General features: G+C 63.9%; 6 protein-coding genes. 4 read left to right on the top strand and 2 right to left on the bottom strand.

The features are described from left to right. The 4 genes from EOA22_RS25580 to EOA22_RS25565 all read left to right on the top strand — a co-directional run. The coding region (locus tag EOA22_RS25580) for a rod-binding protein (protein ID WP_127390300.1) at positions 1-443 on the top strand (443 nt) is incomplete at its 5' end. A 13-nt stretch (positions 444-456) separates the two neighbouring features. Further along, positions 457-882 carry a hypothetical protein gene (locus EOA22_RS25575; RefSeq protein WP_013529758.1) on the top strand — a complete coding sequence of 142 codons (426 nt, stop codon included), beginning with the start codon at positions 457-459 and terminating at the stop codon, positions 880-882. A gap of 97 nt (positions 883-979) precedes the next feature. Further along, positions 980-1,495, top strand: a complete 516-nt coding sequence (locus tag EOA22_RS25570) for a hypothetical protein (RefSeq protein WP_013529757.1) — start codon at positions 980-982, stop codon at positions 1,493-1,495. 173 nt (positions 1,496-1,668) lie between these two features. Beyond that, positions 1,669-1,977, top strand: coding sequence for an SCP2 sterol-binding domain-containing protein (locus EOA22_RS25565; protein WP_128337429.1), 309 nt, complete (start codon positions 1,669-1,671; stop codon positions 1,975-1,977). A 95-nt stretch (positions 1,978-2,072) separates the two neighbouring features. Here EOA22_RS25565 and EOA22_RS25560 read toward each other — a convergent pair whose 3' ends face one another. Then, positions 2,073-2,642 (bottom strand): N-acetyltransferase, encoded by a 570-nt coding sequence (locus EOA22_RS25560; protein ID WP_063168935.1) that lies wholly within the window; start codon positions 2,640-2,642, stop codon positions 2,073-2,075. A 153-nt stretch (positions 2,643-2,795) separates the two neighbouring features. After that, complete coding sequence (gene odc2, locus EOA22_RS25555; protein ID WP_024502712.1) at positions 2,796-3,929, bottom strand: ornithine/lysine decarboxylase; 1,134 nt, start codon at positions 3,927-3,929, stop codon at positions 2,796-2,798. Positions 3,930-4,337 lie beyond the last annotated feature (408 nt).

The raw sequence follows: 4,337 nt of genomic DNA, 5'->3' as shown, positions 1-4,337 counted from the left end.
CCGCCGCTTCCGTCGATGCCGGCTCGATCCTGTCGCGCGCCACCGCCGACAAGGCCGCCGCCGCAACCGACCCGGCCAAGAAATTCAAGAAGTTCGAGGCGATGGTGCTGCAGACCTTCATCCAGAACATGCTGCCCAAGGACACCGAGGGCGTCTACGGCAAGGGCCTGGCCGGCGACATGTGGAAATCGCAGCTTGCCGAGCGGGTGGCGGACGTAATGGCCGAACGCGGCGGCATCGGCATCGCCAAATCGATGCTCGCCGACCACTATCTCGAAGGCAAGCGCGTCGTGCCCGTCGGTCCGGTTTCGGGCGGGCCGGAAAAGACCGAGGTCGACCAGCAAAACAGCCTGTCGACCTCGCTGGTCCATCAATTGCAGCGCAAGGCTGCGGGATCGATGACCGGTGACGAGACGACCATAAAAACAAATATCAAGATCTAAACTGGGAAACGCCATGGCCGACTTTTCGGAATCCACCCCCAACCTGCCAGCACGCACGACCACGTCGGAAGCGCCGATCCCGTTCGCGCGGCCCGGCAACCTCGCCGCCATCATCGGCCGCATCGAGGAAGTGGTCGAGGAAGAGACGGCAGGCATCCGCAACGCCACCAACTATGATCTCAAGGCATCGAACGCCCGCAAGAGCCGCTACCTCTACGAGTTGACCCGCGCCATGAAGGGCGGCAGCGAAGCCGAATTCCTCGAGCAGCACCGCGAGGGCCTGACCCGGCTGCGCCAGAAGCTGGCGAAGAACGAAGCGGCGATCCTGGCGCATCTCAGCGCGGTCAACGAAGTCGCCAGCCTGCTGCGGCACGCCATCCAGCGCGCCGAGACCGACGGCACCTATTCCGCCGGCGAGTTCGGCTGGATAAAGGCGTGATGGCGAACACAGGCGACACATCGGAGATCCTGCCTCGGCAACGGCGCCGTGCCGCGTTGCCATTGCAAGGGACTGACCAAGGGACTGACAAGGCCCGATGATCAAGGTCATCGCCATCGCCGTCTGGATCTGCGCCGCAACGCTGGGCGCCGTGTTCTATTCTTTCCAGGCGGCCGGCGAGCGCGGTGTCGGCGAAACGCCGAAGCCGATGCTGGGCGGCCTCGACTACGTCAAGACCGACATCATTTCGGTGCCGCTGATCCGCGATTCCGAGATCGGCGGCTATTTCCTGACCAAGCTTGTCTACACGGTCGAACCCGAGCAGATCAAGAAACTGTCCATTCCGGCCGAAGCGCTGATCACCGACCAGGTCTATTCCTACCTCTATTCCAATCCGCAGATCGACTTCACCAACAAGGCGACGATCGATCTCGATGCCTTCCGCGCCGCCATCCGCGATACCGTCAACACGCGTGTCGGGGCGCCTTTGGTGCATGAGGTTCTGATCGACCAGGTCAATTTCCTGTCGAAGGACGAAATCCGCGACAACTGGCTGCGCCGCAAGAAAAGCGAGACGGCGAGCGAAATGACCAAGGCGTTCAAGGAACACTGAGTTGCCGGGCTCGCATTTCCGGCCTCCTCCAGGCTCGCCTGCCGCAACGGCAGGAACCAACCGCCTGAATTCGCGTTGACGTAAACGTCAACGCAAAGCTATATGCGGCAGCGACCGTGATCGCGAAACCGCGGCACGGGCTTCGGCTGGATCGAAGCGCCGTTGCGAGACAGATGCAACCAGACAAGGAGAACAGCGTGAGCGTTCAGGAGATTGCCGAGAAGATCAAGTCGCGCGTGGCCAGCAGCGGGTTCGATCGTTCCGTGAAATTCGACACCGGCAGCGACGGCGTCATCGTCATCGACGGCGCAACCGTCTCGAACACCGATGCACCCACCGACTGCACCATCAAGCTCTCGCTCGACGATCTCGATTCGCTGATCGCTGGCGACCTGAACCCGACAATGGCGTTCATGACCGGCAAGATAAAGGTCGAAGGCGACATGACCGTTGCCATGGCGCTCAGCCAGCTGATCGGCTGAAGGCATGCAGGCGCCCAAGGTGGCGCCCACCAATCGCGAAAAAACGCCGCCTTTTCGGGCGGCGTTTTTGCATGAAATGCTGGCGGCTTCGTATCTCAGGCCGCCGATATCAATTCCTGCGCCTTCAGCTTGCGGCCGGCCGCCCTCAGCGTGCCGTGCACGCCGTCAAGCGCGCCTTCCACCAGTTCCAGCGCCAGCAGGCGGTGCCGCTCATAGGGTCCCGGCATGGCAAGCGAACCGGTCTTCTCGGCCGAGAAGCCGAAGCGCGCGTAATAGGGCGCATCGCCGACCAGAAGGATCGCGGCATGGCCAAGACGTGCCGCCTCGGCGATGGCATGGCGCATCAGGGCCGAGCCGATGCCGGCGTTCTTGAGCGACGGATCGACGGCAAGCGGGCCAAGCAGCAGCGCAGCCGCACCGCCCTCGCCCAGCCTGACGTCCCACAGCCGCACGGTGCCGGCGACGCCGCCCGAGCCATCGCGGGCGACGAAGACCAGGCCTTCCGAGGGCCGCCGGCCACGCCGCAGCTTCTCCGACGACTTTTTCCTGCGCTTCGGCCCCATCGCCCGATCGAGCAACGCCTCGCGCGCCGCAACATCGGCGGCGGTTTCGGCAACCATCACAAAGGCCGGTGCGTGGCCCCCAATTTCAACTGGCATTTCCATTTCCGTAATCCCTGGCGAGCGGAGATCTGTTCCACAGGCGAGCCCGGGTGGACGAAAGTCGCCCACCTGGGATGATCTGATCGGCTCTCTCAGCGCATTTTCAGGCGAAGTTGTGTCCGGTTCGCCGTTCGAAAATGCGCTGAGCAAGCGCCGTCAGATCACGTAGGATCGGAGAGGCTCGAAGCCGTTGAAGGCGACCGCCGAGTAGGTGGTCGTGTAGGCGCCGGTGCCTTCGATCAGCACCTCGTCGCCGATGGTCAGCGACAAAGGCAGCAGATAGGGCGTCTTCTCGTACATCACGTCGGCCGAATCGCAGGTCGGGCCGGCGAGCACGCAAGGTGCGGTCTCCGTGCCGTCATGCGCGGTGACGATCGGGTAGCGGATCGCCTCGTCCATCGTCTCGGCCAGGCCGCCGAACTTGCCGATGTCGAGGAACACCCAGCGCACATTGTCGTTGGCGGCCTTCTTCGAGATCAGCACGACTTCCGACTTGATGACGCCGGCATTGCCGACCATGCCACGGCCCGGCTCGATGATGGTCTCCGGAATGGCATTGCCGAAATGCTTGCGCAGCGCCGAGAAGATCGCCTGGCCATAGGCCTGGGCGGCCGGCACGTCACGCAGATAGCGCGTCGGGAAACCACCGCCCATATTGACCATCTTCAAGACGATGCCTTCCTCGGCGAGCGTCGCGAACACCACCTTGGCGTCGGCCAGCGCGCGGTCCCAGGCGGTCAGGTCGGTCTGCTGCGAGCCGACATGGAACGACACGCCATAGGCGTCGAGGCCGAGCCCCTTGGCATGGCGCAGCACGTCGACGGCCATCGCCGGCACGCAGCCGAACTTGCGCGACAGCGGCCACTCGGCGCCCTCGCCATCGGTCAGCACGCGGCAGAACACGCGCGCACCGGGCGCGACGCGGGCGATCTTCTCGACCTCTTCGACGCAATCGACGGCGAACAGGCGGATGCCGAGCTGGTAGGCGCGTGCGATGTCACGCTCCTTCTTGATGGTGTTGCCGAAGGAGATGCGGTCCGCCGGTGCACCAGCGTCCATCGCCATCTCGACTTCGGCAACGGAAGCGGTGTCGAAGGACGAGCCCATCGCAGCAAGCAGGCGCAGGATTTCCGGCGCCGGGTTTGCTTTCACCGCATAGTAGATCCTGGAATCGGGCAGCGCCTTCTCGAAGGCGCGGAAATTGTCGCGCACGACATCGAGGTCGACGACGAGGCAGGGGCCGGTCGGACGTCGGGTGGCGAGGAAGTCAAGGATGCGCTGGGTGGCCATCGGGGTCTCTCCATCAGCGCCTTTCGGCGCGCAATAAGGCTGCGGGACGCGGGCTGTCGGCCTCGCGAACTCGCGGTGGACAAAGGCGGGACGGAAATCCATGGAACCAGCCGGTGGAGACCCCGGAACCATGAAGCGCCGTCTCGCGGCGGTGAACCTTGGCCTTGCCCGGCCTCGGTTCGCTTTGTCTGCCTTGGCTTGGATGGGAGACCCGTCCGCACTGCCGGCAATGAAGGTGTGCCTCTTCAGTAACCCCGGTTTTTGGACAACCGGCAGAACACCAGAAAGGCCCGCACCGTCGTTGCTTCAAGGTGTCCTCGGGCTGGCGGTTGGCCGCTAGACCGACTGGAGGGGTTGGCTCCAGTTACCTTACCGATTTCCCTCACCATTCGAGGATCGGCGGACACC

This window comes from Mesorhizobium sp. M7A.F.Ca.US.014.04.1.1, from assembly GCF_003998745.1.
GTDB lineage: Bacteria > Pseudomonadota > Alphaproteobacteria > Rhizobiales > Rhizobiaceae > Mesorhizobium > Mesorhizobium ciceri.
Note: the sequence above shows the minus strand (reverse complement) of the source record. Positions and strands in the feature narration are given on the sequence as shown.

Coding starts and splice junctions, on each gene's coding strand:
- EOA22_RS25560 (WP_063168935.1), bottom strand. CDS start 2,642: ATGGAAATGCCAGTTGAAATTGGGGGCCACGCACCGGCCTTTGTGATG.
- EOA22_RS25565 (WP_128337429.1), top strand. CDS start 1,669: ATGCAACCAGACAAGGAGAACAGCGTGAGCGTTCAGGAGATTGCCGAG.
- odc2 (WP_024502712.1), bottom strand. CDS start 3,929: ATGGCCACCCAGCGCATCCTTGACTTCCTCGCCACCCGACGTCCGACC.
- EOA22_RS25575 (WP_013529758.1), top strand. CDS start 457: ATGGCCGACTTTTCGGAATCCACCCCCAACCTGCCAGCACGCACGACC.
- EOA22_RS25570 (WP_013529757.1), top strand. CDS start 980: ATGATCAAGGTCATCGCCATCGCCGTCTGGATCTGCGCCGCAACGCTG.